Consider the following 20,597-nt stretch of genomic DNA (forward strand, 5'->3'; position numbering starts at 1 on the left):
TTTCTGCCGACGACAGAGGGACCACGGAACAATACATCTACGACCCGACCGCGAGTGCACTTCAGGCGTGCTCTCGCGGAGTAAGCTAGAAATCGATCAAAACACTTACTGAAAAGTGTCCTCGAATCTCCCGAAAGGTACCCGGTGCGCAATAACCACCGCCTTCGTTGGGCTGCTATCCCGCTTGCCGCGACGCTCGCCGTTGTACTGGCCGGATGCACGCAAGCCCAGCTCCACGGTTTCTTGCCCGGTTTCGAAGAAGAGGGCGAAACGGCGGTGACCAACCAGACCGACCGCATTGCCGGCCTCTGGACCACCTCCTGGATCGTGCTCCTCATCGTGGGCCTCATCACCTGGGGCCTGATCATCTGGACCATTGTCGTGTACCGCCGCCGTAAGGGCCAGACCGGCCTCCCGGTGCAGCTGAGATACAACATGCCGATCGAGATCTTCTACACGGTCGTGCCGCTCATCCTGGTCGTCGGCTTCTTCGCGTTTACCGTGCGCGATCAGATCGCCCTCGAGACTCGCTACGAAAATCCCGATGTGACGATTGAAGTTCAGGCCAAGCAATGGGCTTGGGACTTCAATTACGTTGACGAAGACGTGTACTCGCCCGGAATCCAGGGACAGCCGGACCCTGCTGGTGAGCGTGGCTCGTTGATCGAGTCCGAACTGCCCGTACTCGTTCTTCCAGTCGACAAGACCATTGAAATCGCATTGGAATCTCGAGACGTCATCCACTCGTTCTGGGTCATCGACTTCCTCTACAAGAAAGACGTCATTCCGGGCAAGACCAACTTCATGTCGGTCACCCCGGAGCGCATCGGAACCTACGCGGGCAAATGTGCCGAACTCTGCGGTGAGTATCACTCCCTCATGCTCTTCAATGTCCAGGTCGTCTCCCAGGCCGACTATGACACGTACATCCAGTCCCTGCGCAGTGCGGGCAACGTCGGTCAGCTCGACAACGAATTCGACCGCAATCAGAATCAGCCGGGCACGAGTGCACCGACGGCTCCGGAGGGCAACTAAGCCATGACCACGTCCATCGCACCTGCCCAGTCACGCCCGGCAGCACCAGTCTCCACGTCGGCGGAACGCAAGGGCAACACGCTTGTCCGGTGGATCACCTCCACCGATCACAAGGTCATCGGGTACATGTACCTGATCACCTCGTTCATCTACTTCTGCCTCGGCGGCGTCATGGCGTTGATCATTCGTGCCCAGCTGTTCGCCCCGGGGCTCGACGTGGTGCAGACCAAGGAGCAGTACAACCAGCTCTTCACGATGCACGGCACGATCATGCTGTTGATGTTCGCCACGCCGCTGTTCTTCGGCTTCGCCAACTTTCTGGTTCCACTCCAGATCGGTGCGCCCGACGTTGCATTTCCTCGGCTGAACGCACTCGCATACTGGTTCTTCAACTTCGGCAGTCTCATTGCCGTCGCGGGGTTCCTCACCCCGCAGGGCGCGGCATCCTTCGGCTGGTTCGCGTACCAGCCGCTGGCCAGCACAACCTTCTCACCGGGAGTCGGCGGCAACCTCTGGATGGTCGGTCTCGGTCTGTCCGGCTTTGGTACCATCCTCGGTTCCGTGAACTTCATCACGACAATCATCACCATGCGCGCCCCGGGCATGACGATGTGGCGTATGCCGGTCTTCACCTGGAACTCACTCGTCACGGCTCTGCTCGCACTCATGGTCTTCCCGGTGCTAGCTGCAGCCATGCTCGCCGCAGCATCGGATCGCATCTTCGGTTCGCACATCTACGACCCGGCCAACGGTGGTGCCATCCTGTGGCAACACCTGTTCTGGTTCTTCGGCCACCCCGAGGTGTACATCATCGCCTTGCCGTTCTTCGGCATCGTCTCCGAGGTGTTCCCGGTCTTCAGCCGCAAGCCGATGTTCGGTTACAAGACCCTGATCTACGCGACCATCTCGATCGCCGCGCTATCCGTCTCGGTCTGGGCGCATCACATGTACGTCACTGGATCGGTACTGTTGCCGTTCTTCTCACTCATGACCATGCTGATCGCAGTACCAACTGGCGTGAAGATCTTCAACTGGATCGGCACCATGTGGCGAGGGTCCATCACCTTTGAAACCCCCATGATCTGGGCCATCGGCTTCCTCGTCACCTTCACCTTCGGTGGCTTGACCGGAGTGATTCTGGCCTCACCGCCGCTCGACTTCCACGTGTCTGACACCTATTTCGTCGTGGCGCACTTCCACTATGTGGTCTTCGGCACCGTCGTCTTCGCGATGTTCAGCGGGTTCTACTTCTGGTGGCCCAAGTGGACCGGCAAGATGCTCAACGAGAGCCTCGGCAAGTGGCACTTCTGGCTTCTATTCATCGGTTTCCACACCACCTTCCTGATCCAGCACTGGCTGGGAGTGATGGGCATGCCGCGTCGGTACGCCACCTACTCTCCGGAGGACGGTTTCACCTGGATGAACCAGGTGTCGACGATCGGCGCAATGGTTCTAGCGGTGTCGATGATTCCGTTCTTCCTGAACGTATACATCACGGCCCGCAAGGCTCCGCTGGTGACCGTGAACGACCCATGGGGTTATGGCTCCTCGCTCGAGTGGGCAACGTCCTGCCCGCCCCCTCGTCACAACTTCACCTCCATCCCGCGAATCCGCTCCGAGCGCCCTGCCTTCGACCTGAACCACCCTGAGGCTGGCCTGCCCGTCGGTATCGGCCCGGGCAAGGATGCGCCAGACGTTGCGGTCTACGACATCGATTCGAACCAGGTTAAGTAAATGAAGACGAACGTAAACATTCTCTGGGTCCTCACCGCGTTCTTCGGAATCGTGACCGTCGCCTACGTTGTCTGGAGCCTGCTCGATCCCGCCCACGGGACCGTAGAGTGGGCCGGCACGTTCATGCTCGGACTGTCTGCGCTGCTTGTGGCATTCATCGCCTTCTATCTCGACAAGGTACACGGAGCACAGGCCGGCGAGCTGCCCGAAGACCGCCTCGACGGCAACATCGACGATGGAGATCCCGAAATGGGCTTCTTCAGTCCGTGGAGCTGGTGGCCGATCTTCCTGGCCGCATCCGCTGCCTTGCTGTTCCTCGGCCTGGCCGTGGGTATCTGGATCTGCTTCATCGGCTTGGGGCTCGGCCTCGTGGCCCTCACCGGCTGGGTTTACGAGTACTATAGGGGCTTGTTCGCCCGCTAGGCGCACTAAACGTTCGATACCGACCTCGCCCCCATGGAAGGTCGGTATCGTCGTTTAACCGGCACAGCACCGTTGATACACCGCCACCGCGGGCACGCTGGTGCCGCGGCACTACAGCACGGCTACCGGGTTAGTCCAGCCGTCAGCGCCGTCGAAACTGGAAGATGTCGAAAGCGAGTGTGACGTCGCGATTCATTGTCGCGCTGGCCTCGACTGTTTTAGGGTCGGTATGGTGCGCGGACGGGCCCATTCCGATGAGCGACATTACTTCCGACGGTGACAACTCCACGGTGCGGTCCAGCTGGTCGTGTGACTCGAGGCGGAACCACGCAGCAAGACTCGTGGTCAAGTGTGCGGCCTTGTCGGCCTGCATTTCCACGACAAGTCCCGACTTTCGAAGCTGACGAAGGTGAGTTGATTGCGGCACGACGACGAGCAGCAAGCCGTCCGGTCGGAGGACACGATGGAATTCAGCAGCGTTCCGCGGTGCGAAAATGTTCAGAATGATATCGGCGACGCCATCACGGACGGGGAGGGGCGACCAGACATCTGCTACTAGCCCGTCAGCACGATCGTGCGCGCGGATTGCGCGCCCGACGGCAGTGGGGGACAGGTCCATTCCCAGCGCCCGCACGCCGTCGTCTCCTGGCGGCAACGCTGCCCCCAAGTAGTAGCCGGTGCCGCAGCCGACGTCGAGGATACGCCGGGGTGACTCGCCGGTGACACGGGTGCGGATCGCATTCCAAAGCGGTTCGTACCACCCTGCGTCGAGAAACCTATCCCGGGCGTCGAGCATCGCCGCGCTGTCGCCGATGAACTTGCGCGGACCGGTGAGCAGATTGACGAAGCCCCGCTTGTTGACGTCGAAGGAATGCCCGCGCTCACACCCGAGCACCAAGTCAGCACTGCGGTATAGGGGGAGACAGCAGTTCGGGCACCGAAGCCACTCCGATAACGTCTGGAGTGACATCGATGCCCGTTCTCTTGATGTGCTACTTGTTCGTGATCTCCGCTGGGTGATCGCCATGAGCCTGGTTCACTTCAGTCTGCGACACCGGTGTGATCCGGTCCTCAAAGAACCACCGTGACAGACCGGCGCGAACCTTCTCAGCAGGGCCGATCTTCCCTTGGGCGTTTGGGCGTAGCATGAGCGGCTTGAAGTCGTTATAGCTGACCAACTTCCAGCGCTCGTACTCATCGACGGGCTGATGCACTTCAACGAATTCTCCGCCGGGAAGACGGACGATACGGCCGGACTCGTAGCCGTGTAGGACAATCTCACGGTCCTTCTTCTGCAAGGCCAGACAGACACGCTTGGCAATGAAGAATGCGAGGAACGGACCGAGCAACGTGGTCACCTGAAGCGTGTGAATGACGCCTTCCATAGTGAGGTGGAAATGCGTCGCCATGATGTCGGACGATGCTGCTGACCAGAGCGAGGCGTAAAACGTGACACCGGCTGCGCCAATAGCGGTGCGGGTCGGCGCGTTGCGTGGACGGTCGAGGACGTGATGCTCACGCTTGTCGCCGGTGATCCACGCTTCAATGAACGGGTAGATCATGACGGTTACGATGAACAATCCCACCACGACCAGCACCACCAGGATGTTGAGCGAGTACGTGTGGTCCAGCCAGACAAATTCCCACCCGCTCGGAATCAAGCGCATGGCGCCGTCGGCGAAGCCGATGTACCAGTCTGGCTGGGTGCCGGCTGAGACCGGTGAGGGATCGTAGGGCCCGTAGTTCCAGATCGGGTTGATCGTGAACAGCGACGCGATGAGCATGACCACACCGAAGACGATGAAGAAGAATCCGCCGGCCTTGGCAGCGTAGACCGGGAGAACCGGATAGCCGACGACGTTCTGGTTGGTGTGTCCTGCAGCCGGATACTGAGTGTGCTTGTGCACAACGACGAACAGGAGATGCATGGCTATCAAGGCGACGATGATGGCGGGAAGCAGAAGGATGTGCAGGGAATACAGCCGGCCGACGATGTCCGTTCCGGGGAACTCACCACCGAAGAGCAGGAAAGAAATCCAGGTGCCAACGACCGGTATGCCCTTGATCAGGCCGTCGATGATGCGCAGCCCGTTACCGGAGAGCAGGTCATCGGGGAGGGAGTAGCCGGTAAAGCCTTCAGCCATTGCGAGGATGAACAGGATGAAACCGATAACCCAGTTCAGCTCTCGCGGCTTGCGGAACGCACCCGTGAAGTAGATGCGCAGCATGTGCAGACCGATGGCCGCCACGAACAGCAAAGCCGCCCAGTGGTGAACCTGACGCATGAGAAGTCCACCGCGAATATCGAACGAGATGTCCATGGTGGAGGACATCGCCACAGACATCGGGATGCCCTTCAGCGGCGCGTAGGACCCCTCGTAAATAACTTCAGCCATCGACGCCTGATAGAAGAACGTCAGGAATGATCCTGACAGCAGAATGATGACGAAGCTGTACAACGCCACCTCGCCGAGGAGGAACGACCAGTGGTCGGGGAAGATCTTACGACCAAGCTCCTTGACGGCGCCCGAAATGCTCGTGCGTTCGTCAATGTAGTTGGCGGCGGAAGCGGTGAAGCCACCGGATTTCTTCGCCCCGACGGCTTGGTCATCAACGGGTTCGCGGGTGGTTATCGTTGTCATGCTCGCTCCCAGAAACTTGGGCCGACTGGTTCAGTGAAATCGCTCTGCGCGATCAGGTAGCCCTCAGCGTCCACGGCGATGGGGAGCTGGGGTAGTGCCCGTTTGGCCGGACCGAAGATGACCTTGCAATGGTTCTCAACGTCGAACTGCGACTGGTGGCACGGGCAAAGCAGGTGGTGCGTTTGCTGTTCATAGAGCGCGACCGGGCAGCCGACGTGGGTACAAATTTTAGAGTACGCCACGATTCCGTCATACGACCAGGACTTGCGATCCTCTGCTTCGGTTAGATCACGAGGATCCATTCGAATGAGCAGAACAGCGGCCTTTGCCTTCTCTTCTAGACGGCCATGACCCATTTCGGACAGGCCCTCAGGAATGACGTGAAAGGAGGATCCGAGCGTGACGTCTGCTGCTTTGATCGGGGTTCCGCTCGGGTCCATGGTGAGGCGGACGCCCTTTTTCCACAAGGTCTCATGAAGCAGGGCGACGGGGTCCTCATCCATCGGGCCGAGCCCACGAAACAAGACGACGGCTGGCAGTGGGAAGACGACCAGCGCACCAATCAGACTGTTGCGAATGAGCGTACGGCGGCCAAAGCCAGACTCTTCATTCGCCTGCTGAAAGATTTCAACGGCGCGCGCCCGAACTGGTTCAGTTCCCCGTACGGGGTGGCGTTCGTCAACGCCCTCATGATCGCTCATAAGGGCCTTGCCCCAGTGCACAGCTCCGATACCGATCGCGAGGAGGGCGAGACTGAGGCCGAGGCCGATGAACAGATTGTTCAATCGAACCGAACCGGGATCTTCGGCAACGATCGGAAAGGCCATATATGCGGCGATTGCGAAAACACTACCCACGATGGATACGTAGAACAACGTGTAAACAGCACGCTCGGCCTTGCGCTCTTCCTTGCGGTCAAGGTCGGTGATGCGCGGACGGTGCGGCGGGAATCCTGGGTTGACCAGGCCGTCCCTTGTAACGACGGCTGTGCTTGCGGCGGATGTCGCGAGCTGCGCGCCAGGCGAGTCGGCGGCGGTTACGTCTTCCGCGCCGTTATCGTCCTTGGCCATTGTTCTCCTTTGTGAGCTGTGTTAGTACTCTGCACTGCGGTGCTGCGCGGCGCTGGATCGAGACGGAATGTCGTGTCACGACCGGCAACCGGCGCTCAGTTCGATTTTGCGGTGATCCACACGGTGAGGGCCACGATTGCACCCAATCCGAAGATCCAAATAAACAAGCCTTCCGCTACCGGCCCCAGCGAACCGAGAGCCAAACCGCCCGGAGACGGGTTGTCCTCGACGTACTTGAGATACGTGATGATGTCCCGCTTGTCTTCAGGCGAGATGTTCATGTCGTTGAAAACGGGCATGTTCTGCGGGCCGGTGAGCATGGCCTCGTAGATGTGCTGGGCGGACACGTTCTCGATCGCGGGCGCGAACTTGCCCTCGGTTAGCGCGCCGCCCGCACCGGCGACGTTGTGGCACATGGCGCAGTTGATGCGGAACAACTCGGCACCGGCCGAAGCATCGCCGCTGGCATTGAGCAACTCGGCGGCGGGAATGGCGGGGCCGGGAGCGAGCGAAGCGACGTAGGCGGCCAGTGCGGCAGTCTGCTCAACCGTGAACTGCACCGGCTTCTTCTGTGCTTGCGGACCTTGCATCTGCAACGGCATGCGACCGGTGCCCACCTGGAAGTCGACCGAGGCAGCGCCGACTCCAATCAAGCTGGGCCCTTCCGACGAGCCCTGGGCGCTGAGCCCGTGGCAGGTGGCGCAGTTCGCTGCGAAGAGTTTCTCACCCTGAGCGATGGTCTGCTGCGAGGACGCATCCGTTGTTGCAAGAGCTGTGCCCGTGCTAAAGGCCGCGTAAGCACCTCCGGTGAAGAGCAACCCGATAGCAATGAGAGCGACACTGGCGAGGGGATGGCGACGTCCAGCTTTGCGTGGGCGGCGTGCGCGAGGAGTTTTGATCGTGGTCATGCTGAAGTAATCCGCTCCTGTTTCTATTTGAGAACGTAGATGACCAGGAAGAGCCCGATCCAGACGACGTCGACGAAGTGCCAGTAGTAGGAAACCACAATGGCGCTGGTGGCTTCCTTATGGCCGAAGTTCTTGACCGCGAATCCGCGCCCAATCACGAGAAGAAAGGCGAGCAGGCCAGCGGTCACGTGAATGCCGTGGAAGCCGGTCGTGATGTAGAACGCGGAACCGTACGCGTTGGATGAGAGCGAAACCCCCTCCGACACCAGAGTCGCGTACTCAAACACCTGGCCGGTGACGAAAATCGCGCCGAGGGCGTAGGTGAGGAAGAACCACTCAACCATGCCCCACTCACTCGGCTTCCAGCCGGTCGAGCGCGCTTGCAGCCGTTCGGCGGCAAACACTCCAAACTGGCACGTCACCGAGGACGACACCAGGATTAGCGTATTGATCAGAGCGAAGGTGAAATTATGCTTGTCGGCCTCGAAGAGCCACAGCTCTGGGGAGGTTGAACGAAGCGTGAAGTAGATTGCGAAGAGCCCCGCGAAGAACATCACCTCGCTGCCCAACCACACAATGGTGCCCACAGCCACGCTGTTGGGCCGGTTCACGACGGGTGCACTCGCCGTCTGAGTAATTGAGGTGCTGGTCACCCCTCTATTATGGCCGATATTCCCACACGTTTTTCTCAATCAGACGTGTGAGTGAGAGTTATTTCCTAGTTAGATGGTTCAATTTTCGCGCTCGAATGCCGTGAATTCGGGGGAGTTGGGCCCGTTCTCGTATGATCGGAACCATGCTTGAATCGCAGTCCTGGCCGAACATATTAAATTCCCTTCTCGATGGACGGGATCTGAGTGTGGCGGATGCCGCGTGGAGCATGGAACGGATAATGCTCGGCGAGGCCTCCCCGTCCCAGCTCGCGGCTTTTTTGGTGGCGCTTCGCGCCAAGGGCGAGACCGTCGACGAGATTGTCGGATTCCGGGACGCAATCCTAGAGCAAGCCATTGCGCTGCCGGTCGATCCCATGGCCCTCGACATCGTCGGGACCGGTGGTGACCAGTTCGGCACGGTGAATATTTCGACGATGGCGTCAATCGTGTGCGCGGCGGCGGGTGTGCCGGTCGTCAAGCACGGTAACCGCGCTGCCAGCTCAGCCTCGGGATCATCGGACGTGCTCGGTGAATTGGGCATCGACCTGTCGCGGGATGCGACGCGTGTGGCTCAGGTATTCAAAGAAATCGGTATTACCTTTGCGTATGCGGCCGCATTTCATCCCGGATTCCGGCATTCGGCGCTCACCCGCAAAGAGTTGGGGATTCCCACCGTGTTCAACTACCTTGGACCGCTGTGCAATCCGGCGCGGCCGGAGGCATCCGCTGTCGGTGTCGCCAACCTCGACCGGGTATCGCTGTTTGTGGGTGTGTTCCAGACTCGCGGCGCGACGGCCCTGGTCTTTCGCGGCGACGACGGGCTCGACGAATTGACAACCACCGGGCACAGTCACGTCTGGGAGGTGTCCCGCGGTCTGGTGACCGAACACGACATCGACCCACGAGAACTCGGCATCAACCGTGCGCAGATCAGCGATCTGGTGGGCGGCACGCCGCAACACAATGCCAAGGTCGTGCACTCGGTGCTCGCCGGCGAGCACGGTCCGATCCGCGACATCGTACTGCTCAACGCCGCTGCCGGGCTGGTCGCCTTCGACCTGGCCAACGACGCCTCACAGGTCCAGGTGGCCATCCTCGACCGTTTTCGCGCCAAATTGGCCGTGGCCGCCCATACAATTGACTCCGGTGCGGCCACGGCCAAGTTGTCAGCGTGGATTACGGCGACCCAGATCTGAGTCTGGGTTGCCGCACCCAACGTTCACTAGAGAACGTCGTCATCGACCCAACCAAAACTTTTTGTGACCGCCTTCTTCCAGTTGCGCAGCTGGCGGCTGCGTTCAGGTACGTCCATTTGCGGCGTCCACCGGCTGTCTTCCTGCCAATTCGTGCGTAGTTCGTCGAGACCGCTCCAGAAGCCGACCGCGAGGCCGGCGGCATATGCGGCGCCCAGGGCGGTCGTCTCGGCCACTACCGGTCGAACCACGGGAACACCGAGGATATCGGCCTGAAATTGCATGAGCAGGTTATTGGCGATCATGCCGCCGTCGACCTTAATTTCGGTGAGGGGCACGCCCGAATCGGCGTTGACCGCATCGATGACTTCTCGAGTCTGGAACGCCGTCGCTTCCAGTGCCGCGCGGGCGATGTGGCCCTTGTTCACGAACCGGGTCAACCCGACGAGCGCACCACGAGCGTCGGAACGCCAGTACGGTGCGAACAAGCCCGAGAATGCCGGCACAAAGTAGGCTCCACCGTTGTCATCGACGGTCTTTGCCAGGCCTTCAATCTCGGAGGCCGAGTTGATCATGCCTAGGTTGTCGCGCATCCACTGCACCAGGGCGCCGGTCACGGCGATGGAACCTTCCAGGGCGTAGTGCGGAGCATCATCGCCGAGCTTGTACCCCAGGGTGGTCAGCAGACCGTTCTTGGAGTGCACAATCTCGGTTCCGGTGTTGAAAATAAGAAAGTTTCCAGTGCCGTAGGTGTTCTTGGCTTCGCCCTTGTCGAAGGCAGCCTGCCCGAACGTCGCTGCTTGCTGGTCGCCAAGGATGCCTGCGACCGGCACCTCATGCAACAGGCTTGACGCGTGTGCGGTGCCATAGACCTCCGACGACGACCGGATCGACGGCAGCATTGACTTGGGTACATCGAAAATTGCGAGGATCTCGTCGTCCCATTGCAGGGTCTCGAGGTCCATGAACAGCGTACGGCTCGCGTTGGTGACGTCGGTGGCGTGCACCCCGCCGTCCACTCCGCCAGTCAGGTTCCAGAGCACCCAAGAGTCGGTGGTGCCGAAGAGCAGGTCACCGGCATCCGCTTTAGCCCGAGCCCCTTCGACGTTCTCGAGGATCCAGACGATCTTGGTTCCGGAGAAGTAGGTGGCGAGGGGGAGGCCCACCTTCTTCTTGAACCGCTCAACACCTCCGTCGGCGGCGAGGCGATCGACGATGGGTTGGGTGCGGGTGTCCTGCCAGACGATGGCGTTATAGACCGGCACACCGGTCGTCTTATCCCAAACCACAGCTGTTTCCCGCTGGTTGGTGATTCCGATGGCCTGGATATCGTGTCGGGTGAGGTTGGCCTTAGAGAGAGCCTGCCCGACCACTTCACGGGTGTTGTCCCAGATTTCTTTCGGGTCGTGCTCGACCCAGCCCGCCTGAGGAAAGATCTGCTCGTGCTCGAGCTGCCCGGTTGAGACGATCGACCCGGCCTTGTCGAAGATGATGGCGCGAGAACTGGTCGTGCCCTGGTCAATCGCGAGAATGTAATCAGCCATTGTTGCGTGTCCTCCTGTTGAGTGTTCGTGACATACGGGTGCGGTCGCACGACGACGGGCCAGTCCGCTCGGGGACCGGCCCGTTCCTGCGGTCAGGTAGTGAGCAGAGGCAGCAGGGGCAGCGCGGCCCAGCCGGCAAGCAGGCCACCGATGACGGGGCCCACGACGGGAACCCAGGAATAGGCCCAGTCGGAACTGCCCTTGCCCTTGATTGGCAGGATGAAGTGAGCGATGCGCGGACCCAGGTCGCGAGCGGGGTTAATGGCGTAGCCCGTCGGGCCACCGAGCGAGGCGCCGATAACGATCACGAGCAGTGCCACGGGGAGGGCGCCGAGTGAGGCCAACCCGCCCGTGTCGCCCTGCCGGTTGCCGCCGAACGCGATGACGACGAACACCAGCACGAAAGTTCCGATGATTTCGGTGACGAGATTCCAGCCATACGAGCGGATGGCCGGTCCGGTGGAGAAGACACCGAGTTTGTTGGCCGGGTCGGGTTCGGCGTCGAAGTGCTGCTTATAGGTAAGCCAGCACGCGACTGCGCCGAGAATAGCTCCGAGTATCTGCGCACCGATATAAGCGAGCACCGATATGGCGTTGACGGGAACGTTCATTCCGAATTCCTCGGAACCGTTGGCGACGAGGCCGAGGGTGACGGCCGGATTGAGGTGGGCCCCCGAACGGTACGCAACAATTACGCCGGCAAACACCGCGAAACCCCAGCCGATGGTTACCATGAGGAATCCACCCCCAAGCCCCTTGTTCTTGGCCAGGGCTACGTTGGCTACCACCCCGGTTCCCAGGAGAACCAACATGGCAGTACCCACGACTTCCGAGACAAATACAGCTCCGATATTTTCCACGAGAACCTTTCTGGTCAGGCCGGGGATGGCGAAGCTATCCCTCTGCGGTGAGCGGACGGCAACAACATAGCGCGGGGTGCCTCCGAGGGGAATAGTCGGGCGCACTTCGTTACCGGCCTTTACTGCGGGCGGTGCCAGCGCGTAAGTTGACCGTGGGAAGCTGGCGGCTGTGGGCGATGCCACGTCAGTCTCGTGCCTCAGTTTCAAGCCGTGGAATCACCGAATGAACGAATGGATGGTCATGAAGAAGCTCATCAACGATCCCAAGAACGTTGTCAACGAAGCCGTTGCGGGCTTTGAGGTGGCGCACGGTGATATCGTGCGGGTCTCGCACGATCCGATTTTCATCGTGCGAAGCGATGCCCCCATTCGCGGCAAGGTGGGACTTGTCAGCGGTGGCGGAAGTGGTCATGAACCGCTTCACGGCGGGTTTGTCGGGTACGGCATGCTGGATGCCGCGGTACCGGGAGCAGTATTCACCTCCCCAACTCCAGATCCCATTCTGGCGGCTACCCAGGCCGTGGATGGTGGCGCGGGCGTTTTGCATATCGTAAAGAACTACACCGGCGACGTCTTGAACTTTGAGACTGCGGCCGATCTGGCGTCCGCTGAAGGCATCGACGTGCGCGCTGTCATCATCAACGACGATGTGGCCGTCAAGGACTCCCTCTACACTGCGGGACGACGAGGTGTGGCCGGAACGGTACTGGTGGAAAAGATCACCGGGGCGGCTGCCGAACGTGGCGATGATCTGGACGCCGTCGTCGCCGTGGCCGAGAAGGTGAACTCCCGAGTGCGCACGATGGGCGTCGCACTGACACCGTGTGTCGTGCCGCACGCGGGGGAGCCCAGCTTCGTCCTCGCGGATGATGAGATCGAGATTGGCATTGGAATTCATGGTGAGCCGGGGCGCGAGCGCATCAAGCTCGAACCCGCCGATGCCATCGTCGACCGGCTGCTCGCTGCTATCCTCGACGACCTGCCCTTTGTCCGTGGCGACAATGCGCTCCTGTTCGTGAATGGAATGGGAGGAACACCGCAGGTTGAGTTGTATATTGCATTCCGTCGCGCCGCTGAAGTGCTCGAAGAAAAGGGCATAGCGGTTACCCGCAGCCTGATCGGTAATTACACGACAAGCCTTGAAATGGCGGGAATATCCATTTCGGTGCTCAAGCTCGATGAGGAACTCATGAGCCTGTGGGACGCCCCGGTGCAGACGGCAGCGCTACGGTGGGGTCGGTAGCGCTACGGTGGGACGAAAGAAGGAGATTTGATGACCTCTAATGACCATCCCGAGGTCGCCCGAGCCGACGAAGTCCTGAGCGACGCAGCGCACGATGATGCGGCGCTCACGCTCGACACAACCTGGACCGTACGCTGGATTCGGCGAAGCGCAGAGGTGCTCGCCGCCAGCCGCGCCGCGCTCAATACCCTCGACCGGGATATCGGCGACGGTGACCACGGTGAAAACATGGATCGAGGTTTTCAGGCGATCCTGCCCAAACTCGAGAACCTGGCCATTGAGACAACCCCCGGCACGGTGCTCAAGCTGGTCGCGACCACTCTCATCTCCACCGTGGGAGGCGCCGCCGGGCCGCTCTATGGCACCGCGTTTCTTAAAGCCGCCGGCGCCGTTGGAACCGCGCAGTCGCTGGATGCGGCCGCTCTCGTCGCATTGGTGACGGCCGCCCGAGACGGCATCGTACTGCGGGGCAAGGCCGAGGAGGGTGATAAGACCATGATCGACGCTTGGACTCCGGCGGTCAATGCGGCGGCAGCAGCGCAGGCGGCCGGTTCGGGTGTCGGGGCTCTCTTGCTGGCCGCAGCGGATGCGGCAGCATCCGGCGCGCAGGCCACGGAACCGCTGGTGGCACGCAAGGGCAGGGCGAGCTACCTGGGTGAGCGAGCGATCGGCCACCGAGACCCCGGTTCCCAGTCGACCTCGCTGCTGTTGCGCGCCGCCGCCGACGTAGTCCTGGCGACTCCGTGATGGTGCGCGCGTGATGGTCGTGGTACCTGTTCGCCAGGTCGGAATCGTGTTCGTTTCGCACAGCGAGAAGATCGCGACGGGACTGGTCGAATTGGCTCGACAGATGGCGCCGACCGCGCGTCTCATCGCCGCGGGGGGAACGGATTCCGGCGGGATCGGGACCAGCTTTGTGAAAATCAGTGACGGAATCGCAGCAGCAAATACGGGCGGTGGCGTGGTGATTCTCTGCGATCTCGGTTCGGCAATTCTGACGGCGGAAACTGCACGCGATGTACTTGATGAGTCCGAACAGAACCGCGTGCGGATTGTTGACGCTCCCCTCGTCGAGGGCGGGGTAGCCGCAGCGGTGGCTGCAGAAATCGGGGGAGACCTGGACGCGGTCGTGACAGCCGCGCAGACAGCGCTGCAGCTGACCAGACTCACGATATCTCCAGTACGCGATGACGAAACAACCGTCAGGACACCACGCGGCGACGCCCAGCTAGGCGCTCACTCGTCGGTGTCGGGCGCAATCTCACGCACAGTGGTACTCACCAACAAGGATGGCCTTCACGCACGTCCAGCCGCAGAATTCGTCAACCTGGCGAGCACTTTTTCCGTTCCAGTTACCGTGAACGGAACGGATGCGACCAGCCTGCTGAGCATTATGTCTCTCGGGCTGGCCCGGGGGAGTAACGTGCAGCTTTCCTCGACCGACCCGTCGGCCGGGCCAGCGATCAAGGCTCTCGCAGATCTGCTGGAGTCAGGCTTCGGCGAGGACTAACCGCTTCGATCACCTCGCTCGCACAAAGTGCCTAGCAGACGCGTGCCTTTTTGTCTAATCCGGCGTATCGTGATGACATGATTCAGGACAGGAACCCCTCGAACGGTCCGGAAGAGCGGCGCGCGACTGACTCGCAGGCATGCCCGATCTGCGCTCATGCGATGCGCGAACACAGTATCGATCACTCGACCCGAAACACCGTGGTCAACTGTCCGGTTCCGCACCCCGGGGCTTGGGACCGTGACGCCTTCGAACCGGTCAATGAGTTCGGCATGGTGATTCACCGCACCCAGGCCTGACACGTCGGCGGCCTGACATGTCGGCGGGTTGACTGTATAAAGCGCCCCTGACAGCACTTTGTTGACATAATGCGCATTATCGGTCATGTTTATGGCCGCCCTGAACGGGGCCGAGGACGGTTGATTGCCGGCGAGATCTCCCGAGCGGTCAGGCGCTGGCCCCGACACCGACGTAGGCCGCGAGATGTTCGCCGGTGAGAGTCGTCCGAGCGGCGACGAGGTCTGCGGGTGTGCCCTCAAAGACGATTTGACCGCCGTCGTGGCCGGCTCCCGGTCCGAGGTCGATGATCCAGTCGGCGTGTGCCATGACGGCCTGGTGGTGCTCGATGACAATGACCGATTTGCCGGAGTCGACGAGGCGGTCCAGCAGCCCGAGCAGTTTCTCGACGTCTGCCAGGTGAAGACCGGCGGTCGGTTCGTCCAGAATGTACACCTCCCCCTTTTCGGCCATGTTGGTAGCGAGCTTCAGTCTCTGCCGTTCGCCGCCGGATAGTGTCGGCAGCGGCTGGCCGAGGCTGAGGTACCCGAGCCCTACGTCGGCGAGCCGGCCCAGGATTGCGTGGGCGGCCGGAAGGCGTGCCTCCCCCACATCGAAGAATTCATTGGCCTCCGTCACCGACATCGCCAGCACTTCGCTGATGTCACGACCACCAAGGCGATACTCCAAAACGGATGCCTGGAACCGCTTTCCCTCGCACACCTCGCAGGGTATGGCGACGCCCGCCATCATTCCCAGATCGGTATAGATGACTCCGGCACCGTTGCAGTTGGGGCACGCACCTTCGGAGTTGGAGCTGAACAGCGCGGGTTTGACGCCGTTAGCCTTGGCAAAGGCCTTACGAACCGGCTCGAGCATTCCCGTATAGGTCGCCGGGTTGCTGCGTCTGGACCCCTTGATCGCGCCCTGGTCTACGGTCACGACCCCGGCGCGGCCCGAGACTGAGCCGTGGATCAGCGAGCTCTTTCCCGAACCGGCCACGCCGGTCAGCACTGCCAGCACACCGAGCGGAATGTCGACGTCGACGCTTTTTAGGTTGTGGGCGCTGGCACCGCGCACCCGAAGGGTACCCACCGGAGTGCGCACCGACGGCTTAACTGCGGCCCGGTCGTCCAAGTGCCGCCCGGTCAACGTCCCGCTGGATCGGAGTCCGGCGAGAGAACCCTCGAACACAACGGTGCCACCGTCCGTGCCGGCGCCAGGGCCGAGGTCGATGACGTGGTCGGCGATCATGATCATCTCCGGCTTGTGCTCCACGACGAGCACCGTATTGCCCTTGTCACGAAGCTGTAGCAGCAGGGTGTTCATTCGCTGAATGTCGTGAGGATGCAGACCAATCGTCGGCTCGTCGAAGACGTAGGTGACGTCGGTGAGCGAAGAACCGAGGTGCCGGATCATCTTGGTGCGCTGCGACTCCCCACCGGACAGTGTTCCGGAGGAGCGATCGAGGGACAGATAACCTAGTCCGATCTCGACGAAGGAGTTCAACAGTTGCTGCAGCGATCCGAGCAGCGGCGCGACGGATGGTTCGACGAGCCCCTGCGCCCAGGCGGCGAGGTCGCTGATCTGCATTGCGCAGGCATCCGCGATACTGATCTCGTTGATTTTCGATGACCGCGCCCCCGCACTGAGTCGGGTTCCATTGCAGTCGGGGCAAACGGTGAAGGTGACCGCCCGCTCCACAAACGCGCGAATGTGGGGCTGAAGCGAGTCGATGTCTTTGGAGAGCATCGATTTCTGGATCTTCGGGATCAGTCCCTCATATGTGAGGTTGATACCCTCGACTTTGATCCTGGTCGGCTCTTTGTGAAGCAGGTCGCCGAGCTCCGTCTTGGTGAAATCGGCAATCGGTTTGTTCGGGTCGAAGAATCCGCAGCCGTTGAAGATGCGCCCAAACCAGCCGTCCATGCCGTACCCCGGGATGGTGAGCGCTCCGCCGTTGAGGGACTTGGCATCGTCGTACAACGCCGTCAGCTCGATGTCGGTGACGGAGCCCCGCCCCTCACAGCGGGCGCACATGCCGCCGGTGATGCTAAAACTGCGACGCTCCTTGACGGTTTCCCCGCCGCGTTCGATCGAGACGGCACCGGCACCGCTGATCGAGGCGACGTTGAACGAGTAGGCCTGTGGGGAGCCGATGTGCGGCTGGCCCAGCCGGCTGAAGAGGATGCGAAGAAGCGCGTTGGCGTCGGTTGCGGTACCGACGGTGGAGCGCGCGTTGGCACCCATGCGTTCCTGGTCGACGATAATGGCGGTCGTCAATCCGTCCAGTACATCGACGTCCGGCCGCGCAAGGCTCGGCATGAAACCCTGCACGAAGGTGCTGTAAGTTTCGTTGATCATGCGCTGCGACTCGGCGGCGATGGTGCCGAACACGAGCGAGCTCTTGCCGGACCCGGACACGCCCGTGAACACCGTCAGCCGCCGCTTCGGAATCTCCACGTTGACGTCTTTGAGATTGTTCTCCCGGGCGCCCTGCACCCGGATCAGGTCGTGGCTGTCAGCGACCTGGAGTTCAGCTGACGGGGTAGCCATCTTCGACGTTCTGCTCATCGGTTCTCCTGTGCTTTGTTTCGACCGGCAGGAATCTGTCCCACCAGTCCAAAATAATCTCGAACCGTTGCACACGATGCCGTGGGCGACCGGTTCGGCTGAGCTCGTGGTTCTCCCCCGGAAAAATGACCAGTTCGGTCGGAACTCCCCCGCGTTTGAGAGCAGCGTAGTACCGCTCGCCCTGAGCGAGCGGGCATCGGAAGTCCTGTTCTGAGTGCAGCACGAGCGTCGGGGTGACCACCTCGCCGACCAGGAACTGTGGGCTTTGGGACCGCAACAGGTCAGCATCCGTCCCCGCATATTCGTCGCCGAAGAAGTCACCGATATCACTGGTGCCGACGAACCCTTCGGGATCGAGAAAACCGCGTTCTACGATGGCTGCGGCGAATCGATGGTCATGCGCGATCGTCCAGGCGGTCAGGTAGCCGCCGTAGGACCCGCCCATAATGCCGATTCGTTCTGAGTCGAGAACGGGATCGGCCCGCAGCGCGCCATCGAGAAAATCCAGTACATCGGCCAGGTCGAGTGTGCCCATGCGCTGGCGGATGGCCCGCCCGTGGGCCTGGCCGTAACCGGAAGAACCGCGCGGGTTGCACAGCACCACCGCATACCCAGCGTCTACGTAGACCTGGGTCTCATCAAGCAGCGCACCGGTGTACTGCGCGAACGGGCCGCCGTGAATGGTCAGCAGCACCGGGTGCGGGCCCGGACCCGGCGGGGTGTGCACCCAGCCGTGCACCGGGTAGCCGTCTCGTCCGGTGACTATGAGCTCGATACCGGTTACCAGACCGGTGGCTCGAAGCGCCACGGAGAAGTCGGTGAGGTGCTGAGGTCCGGCGTCCTGCGGTCCGGTATCCTGGCGGTCGAAGCGCACGAGTACGAGGTCACCGGACGTGCCGGCGGACTGCACGGCGACAACGGCCGTCGTCTCACGGGCAGCTACCGCGGTGACCACGGCCGCGCCACAATCGACGACCTCGACCTCTCCCTGTCCGTGCACCCGAAGCAGCTCGACCCGGCCACGGCTTCCGCGAAGTACCAGCACCGAGCCGTCTGGCAGCGGCGTGATTCCACCGGTCGCGTCCAGATCTACGCCGTCCCGATCGTCCTGCTTCGGGTCGGTCACCCGGATCGGAGCCGAGCCGTCGAGCAGGGTGCTGCGGTACAGGGCGGTCACGCGTCCAACGAAATCTCGGCCGGTCATGCCCAGGTCGGTGGCAAGCAACCAGAGGGTGCCATCATCGGCGCAGGCAAGCCCCGCGATGCCCAGGTTCTGCTTCGACCCTACGATGGTGCGTACCAAACGAACCGCCTCGGCACCATCGATGTCGTCGATTTTCTCGAGGTCGACTTCGATGATTTCGCTGCGCAGGTCGCCATCACGCCCGGCGTGACGCGCCGAGACGGTGAGAAGGCGGGATCCATCCGGAGAGAACGCCAACCCGGAATGATCGAAGTCCCCGTCGGTCAACGGGCGTGCGACGGCGAGGCCGGCGGCGTCGGCGCCGGACTCAGTGCGCTTCACATCAGATATGGACGGCGCAGGAGTAGGCATCGGTTCATCCCAGACGTTCGGAACCGCGACCAGGAATACGTGGACGCGGCGATCGGTGGTGTAGCCGACTCCGTTTGACCGATACCGCAGCGTGAGGATGCGGCGGGCCGGCTCGGACTCTGCGGACAGACCGGCTGCGGTGCCGTACCGGCCGAGTGCGGGAACCCGGGCAAGGAAGGCGATGCGATTGCCGCTCGGATGCCACCGAAAGTCCGTCACGCCGAGTGTGGCGTCGGTCATCGCAACGGGTTCGCCCCCGGCCGCGTCGACAACGTACAGTTGGGCGGTACCACCGGCCTGCGTTCGGAGGAATCCGATCAGGCTGCCGTCCGGGGAGAACCGTGGCGCCGAATCCCGAAAGCCGCGGGTCACACGGCGCGGAGCCGGCTCCCCCACCAACGCGACGGTCCAGAGCTGGCCGACATAGTCATCGGCTGCAAAATCTGCACGCGCCCGCGCGAACACGGCCCGCGAGCCGTCGGGATGAATCGTCGGGCGCGACACCGACCCGAGCAGCAGAAGATCGGCGGGCTTCATCGGCTATTCGTCCCGCTCTTCGCCGATAGTCCTACTGGCCGACGAAACCGGTCGTGTCACCAACGAGACGGGTGTTGCCGACCGGAACCGGCTCGACCGCTGCTGTGACGATCTCTGCCGCGAATTCACTTACGTTGTACAGGCGGCCAGCCGCCTCCTTGCGGGCGCTGAGGGCGCCGGGGTTTGACCGTTCGAGCAGGGTCGCCGTGATGGTGCCTTCGATCATGTCACCCGAGACGACGACGAATCCGATCCCGGCCTCTTCAAGCTGGGGTATGACGGCGCGAAGGGCATCTTCGCCGGCGCGCTTGCTGCGGGCGACTGGCTCATATTCAGGCATGGTGGGTGTGGTCTCGATGAAGTGGGCCTGGTGGCTGGTGACGTAGACGATTCGGGACTCGTCGCCGAGCACCGGGATGGCCTCGTTCAGCAGGTTGACCTGGGCATCGCGGTTGAGGGTCATGGCGTAGTCCTCAGCCATGCCGCTTTCCATGCCGCCGGACGCATTCATCACAAGGATGTCGAGGCCGCCGAATTCGGACCGAATAGTCTGGAACATCGTGGCGACCGAGGCCGGGTCGGTCAGGTCGGCACCGACCGTGATGGCTTGTCCACCGGCGGCGCGAATGGCGTTGGCGAGTTTGTTCGCGCGGCCCTCTTTATTGCGGTAGTTGATGACAACGCGCGCTCCGGCTTCGGCAAAATAGCCCACCGTGTCGGCGCCGATACCGCGAGACGAGCCGGTGACGAGTACACGCTTGCCCTCAAGTGATCCTGCTGCAAGTGGATTGGTCACGGGTGCTCCTCTAAATTCAATCATCGATTTTCCGTGGCGAAGTG

The 20,597-nt window shown here is 61.7% G+C and carries 18 protein-coding genes; 8 read left to right on the forward strand and 10 right to left on the reverse strand.

The window, feature by feature from the left end; all coding sequences use genetic code 11:
• Positions 1-144: 144 nt before the first annotated feature.
• From ctaC to ctaF, 3 genes are read left to right on the forward strand one after another with little or no spacing between them, the layout of a single operon-like run.
• Complete coding sequence (ctaC, locus tag E3T47_RS04200) at positions 145-1,035, forward strand: aa3-type cytochrome oxidase subunit II (RefSeq protein ID WP_134554578.1); 891 nt, start codon at positions 145-147, stop codon at positions 1,033-1,035.
• Between the two features lie 3 nt (positions 1,036-1,038).
• On the forward strand, positions 1,039-2,769 hold the full coding sequence (gene ctaD, locus E3T47_RS04205; RefSeq protein ID WP_134554580.1) for an aa3-type cytochrome oxidase subunit I: 1,731 nt from the start codon (positions 1,039-1,041) through the stop codon (positions 2,767-2,769).
• Positions 2,770-3,192: an aa3-type cytochrome oxidase subunit IV gene (ctaF, locus tag E3T47_RS04210; protein WP_134554582.1), complete on the forward strand. Its 423-nt coding sequence runs from the start codon at positions 2,770-2,772 to the stop codon at positions 3,190-3,192.
• A 142-nt stretch (positions 3,193-3,334) separates the two neighbouring features.
• Here the strand turns inward: ctaF and E3T47_RS04215 are convergent, their stop codons facing one another.
• From E3T47_RS04215 to ctaE, 5 genes are all read right to left on the reverse strand, one after another.
• Positions 3,335-4,219 (reverse strand): methyltransferase domain-containing protein, encoded by an 885-nt coding sequence (locus E3T47_RS04215; RefSeq protein WP_134554583.1) that lies wholly within the window; start codon positions 4,217-4,219, stop codon positions 3,335-3,337.
• Positions 4,185-5,834, reverse strand: coding sequence for a cytochrome bc1 complex cytochrome b subunit (gene qcrB / locus E3T47_RS04220; RefSeq protein WP_134554585.1), 1,650 nt, complete (start codon positions 5,832-5,834; stop codon positions 4,185-4,187). The genes E3T47_RS04215 and qcrB overlap by 35 nt, the downstream gene beginning before the upstream one ends.
• Positions 5,831-6,904, reverse strand: coding sequence for a cytochrome bc1 complex Rieske iron-sulfur subunit (gene qcrA, locus E3T47_RS04225; protein ID WP_134554587.1), 1,074 nt, complete (start codon positions 6,902-6,904; stop codon positions 5,831-5,833). Before qcrA ends, qcrB begins: the two co-directional genes overlap by 4 nt.
• Before the next feature lie 95 nt (positions 6,905-6,999).
• A complete protein-coding gene (qcrC, locus tag E3T47_RS04230; RefSeq protein ID WP_134554589.1) occupies positions 7,000-7,812 on the reverse strand; it encodes a cytochrome bc1 complex diheme cytochrome c subunit in 813 nt (270 codons plus the stop codon).
• A 23-nt stretch (positions 7,813-7,835) separates the two neighbouring features.
• Positions 7,836-8,465 carry an aa3-type cytochrome oxidase subunit III gene (gene ctaE, locus E3T47_RS04235; RefSeq protein WP_241981927.1) on the reverse strand — a complete coding sequence of 210 codons (630 nt, stop codon included), beginning with the start codon at positions 8,463-8,465 and terminating at the stop codon, positions 7,836-7,838.
• Positions 8,466-8,608: 143 nt separating this feature from the next.
• Between ctaE and trpD the strand changes: the two genes are divergently transcribed.
• Positions 8,609-9,661 (forward strand): anthranilate phosphoribosyltransferase, encoded by a 1,053-nt coding sequence (gene trpD / locus E3T47_RS04240; RefSeq protein WP_134554590.1) that lies wholly within the window; start codon positions 8,609-8,611, stop codon positions 9,659-9,661.
• A 26-nt stretch (positions 9,662-9,687) separates the two neighbouring features.
• Here trpD and glpK read toward each other — a convergent pair whose 3' ends face one another.
• Positions 9,688-11,202 carry a glycerol kinase GlpK gene (glpK, locus tag E3T47_RS04245; RefSeq protein WP_134554591.1) on the reverse strand — a complete coding sequence of 505 codons (1,515 nt, stop codon included), beginning with the start codon at positions 11,200-11,202 and terminating at the stop codon, positions 9,688-9,690.
• A gap of 92 nt (positions 11,203-11,294) precedes the next feature.
• On the reverse strand, positions 11,295-12,062 hold the full coding sequence (locus tag E3T47_RS04250) for an MIP/aquaporin family protein (RefSeq protein WP_134554593.1): 768 nt from the start codon (positions 12,060-12,062) through the stop codon (positions 11,295-11,297).
• Between the two features lie 241 nt (positions 12,063-12,303).
• Here E3T47_RS04250 and dhaK point away from each other — a divergent pair, with 241 nt between their 5' ends.
• The 4 genes from dhaK to E3T47_RS15770 all read left to right on the forward strand — a co-directional run bounded on the left by dhaK (position 12,304) and on the right by E3T47_RS15770 (position 15,114).
• Positions 12,304-13,305 carry a dihydroxyacetone kinase subunit DhaK gene (gene dhaK, locus E3T47_RS04255; RefSeq protein ID WP_134555082.1) on the forward strand — a complete coding sequence of 334 codons (1,002 nt, stop codon included), beginning with the start codon at positions 12,304-12,306 and terminating at the stop codon, positions 13,303-13,305.
• Positions 13,306-13,335: 30 nt separating this feature from the next.
• Complete coding sequence (gene dhaL / locus E3T47_RS04260; RefSeq protein WP_134554595.1) at positions 13,336-14,052, forward strand: dihydroxyacetone kinase subunit DhaL; 717 nt, start codon at positions 13,336-13,338, stop codon at positions 14,050-14,052.
• 13 nt (positions 14,053-14,065) lie between these two features.
• Positions 14,066-14,815 (forward strand): dihydroxyacetone kinase phosphoryl donor subunit DhaM, encoded by a 750-nt coding sequence (gene dhaM / locus E3T47_RS04265; protein WP_134555084.1) that lies wholly within the window; start codon positions 14,066-14,068, stop codon positions 14,813-14,815.
• 161 nt (positions 14,816-14,976) lie between these two features.
• The gene (locus tag E3T47_RS15770) at positions 14,977-15,114 is read left to right on the forward strand and encodes a hypothetical protein (protein WP_166805611.1); all 138 of its coding nucleotides are present in this window, start codon (positions 14,977-14,979) and stop codon (positions 15,112-15,114) included.
• A gap of 148 nt (positions 15,115-15,262) precedes the next feature.
• Here the strand turns inward: E3T47_RS15770 and E3T47_RS04270 are convergent, their stop codons facing one another.
• From E3T47_RS04270 to E3T47_RS04280, 3 genes are read right to left on the reverse strand one after another with little or no spacing between them, the layout of a single operon-like run.
• Positions 15,263-17,665 carry an ATP-binding cassette domain-containing protein gene (locus tag E3T47_RS04270; RefSeq protein ID WP_134554597.1) on the reverse strand — a complete coding sequence of 801 codons (2,403 nt, stop codon included), beginning with the start codon at positions 17,663-17,665 and terminating at the stop codon, positions 15,263-15,265.
• Positions 17,628-19,757, reverse strand: a complete 2,130-nt coding sequence (locus E3T47_RS04275; RefSeq protein ID WP_134554599.1) for a S9 family peptidase — start codon at positions 19,755-19,757, stop codon at positions 17,628-17,630. Before E3T47_RS04275 ends, E3T47_RS04270 begins: the two co-directional genes overlap by 38 nt.
• A 31-nt stretch (positions 19,758-19,788) precedes the next feature.
• Positions 19,789-20,553, reverse strand: a complete 765-nt coding sequence (locus tag E3T47_RS04280) for an SDR family oxidoreductase (RefSeq protein ID WP_134554601.1) — start codon at positions 20,551-20,553, stop codon at positions 19,789-19,791.
• Positions 20,554-20,597: the final 44 nt, after the last annotated feature.

It is taken from the genome of Cryobacterium ruanii, from assembly GCF_004404055.1.
GTDB classification, from domain to species: Bacteria; Actinomycetota; Actinomycetes; order Actinomycetales; family Microbacteriaceae; genus Cryobacterium; species Cryobacterium ruanii.

What these genes read in the sequence shown, in the direction of transcription:
- ctaD (WP_134554580.1), top strand. Translation starts at nt 1,039, where the DNA reads ATGACCACGTCCATCGCACCTGCCCAGTCACGCCCGGCAGCACCAGTC.
- ctaF (WP_134554582.1), top strand. Translation starts at nt 2,770, where the DNA reads ATGAAGACGAACGTAAACATTCTCTGGGTCCTCACCGCGTTCTTCGGA.
- E3T47_RS04215 (WP_134554583.1), bottom strand. Translation starts at nt 4,219, where the DNA reads ATGGCGATCACCCAGCGGAGATCACGAACAAGTAGCACATCAAGAGAA.
- qcrB (WP_134554585.1), bottom strand. Translation starts at nt 5,834, where the DNA reads ATGACAACGATAACCACCCGCGAACCCGTTGATGACCAAGCCGTCGGG.
- qcrA (WP_134554587.1), bottom strand. Translation starts at nt 6,904, where the DNA reads ATGGCCAAGGACGATAACGGCGCGGAAGACGTAACCGCCGCCGACTCG.
- qcrC (WP_134554589.1), bottom strand. Translation starts at nt 7,812, where the DNA reads ATGACCACGATCAAAACTCCTCGCGCACGCCGCCCACGCAAAGCTGGA.
- trpD (WP_134554590.1), top strand. Translation starts at nt 8,609, where the DNA reads ATGCTTGAATCGCAGTCCTGGCCGAACATATTAAATTCCCTTCTCGAT.
- glpK (WP_134554591.1), bottom strand. Translation starts at nt 11,202, where the DNA reads ATGGCTGATTACATTCTCGCGATTGACCAGGGCACGACCAGTTCTCGC.
- dhaK (WP_134555082.1), top strand. Translation starts at nt 12,304, where the DNA reads ATGAAGAAGCTCATCAACGATCCCAAGAACGTTGTCAACGAAGCCGTT.
- dhaL (WP_134554595.1), top strand. Translation starts at nt 13,336, where the DNA reads ATGACCTCTAATGACCATCCCGAGGTCGCCCGAGCCGACGAAGTCCTG.
- dhaM (WP_134555084.1), top strand. Translation starts at nt 14,066, where the DNA reads ATGGTCGTGGTACCTGTTCGCCAGGTCGGAATCGTGTTCGTTTCGCAC.
- E3T47_RS15770 (WP_166805611.1), top strand. Translation starts at nt 14,977, where the DNA reads ATGCGCGAACACAGTATCGATCACTCGACCCGAAACACCGTGGTCAAC.
- E3T47_RS04270 (WP_134554597.1), bottom strand. Translation starts at nt 17,665, where the DNA reads ATGAGCAGAACGTCGAAGATGGCTACCCCGTCAGCTGAACTCCAGGTC.
- E3T47_RS04275 (WP_134554599.1), bottom strand. Translation starts at nt 19,757, where the DNA reads ATGAAGCCCGCCGATCTTCTGCTGCTCGGGTCGGTGTCGCGCCCGACG.